Origin of the sequence: Streptomyces sp. DH12 (assembly GCF_020873895.1) — a bacterium.
Lineage (GTDB): Bacteria > Actinomycetota > Actinomycetes > Streptomycetales > Streptomycetaceae > Streptomyces.
The window spans coordinates 1-578 of the sequence record NZ_JAHWGT010000522.1 but is presented as its reverse complement, the minus strand read 5'-3'; the positions used below and the strand labels follow the sequence as shown (position 1 = coordinate 578).

Genomic DNA, 578 nt, shown 5'->3' with positions numbered 1-578 from the left:
ATGCCGGCGTCGGAGGAGATCAGCGCGACGAGGAGCACCGCGAGACGGTGGTAGTGCGCGGGGATCTCCTGATCGGGCAGGCCGGCCGCGCGCAGGGCCTGCAGGACCTCCTCCATGATCAGGCGGGATCCGGCGGCGCTGGACGCCGCCCTGGAGGCCGTCCACCACGGGGGGGCGGCACTCCAGGGGTGTACTCCAACACCAACTACCTTCTTCCGGGGAAGCTGTCGGAGAAGGTGACGGGGCTCCCGGCCGAGCGGTGCATCGCCCTCGACGTCATCGAGCCTGCGGGACTGCGGGACACCGGGCTCGCCGTCGGCGCGTACATCGAGGCGCCGCACTGCGGCTCTACGAGGCCTGGTTCCGCATGATCGACCCGCCACGCGACCACAGCGTCCACGACATGTCGTGGGGGGGCCTCGGCGTCACTGATCTCGACGGTCGCGGACCTCGACCGCTTCTCCGCGCTGCTGCCCGCCGGGGAGATCGTCGCCCCGTCCTCGCCGGCCGAGATGCGGTGCACCGTCCCGGTGATCTCCCAGGAGGGGAGGACGATCGACCACGGCCTCGGGCTGCAC

2 pseudogenes are annotated in these 578 nt (G+C 71.6%); one reads left to right on the top strand and one right to left on the bottom strand.

The features are described from left to right. A pseudogene (locus LPA54_RS35550) lies at positions 1–152 on the bottom strand (TetR/AcrR family transcriptional regulator); the annotation flags it as partial. Between the two features lie 21 nt (positions 153–173). Between LPA54_RS35550 and LPA54_RS35545 the strand changes: the two are divergent. Continuing rightward, positions 174–578, top strand: a pseudogene (locus LPA54_RS35545) (serine hydrolase); the annotation flags it as partial.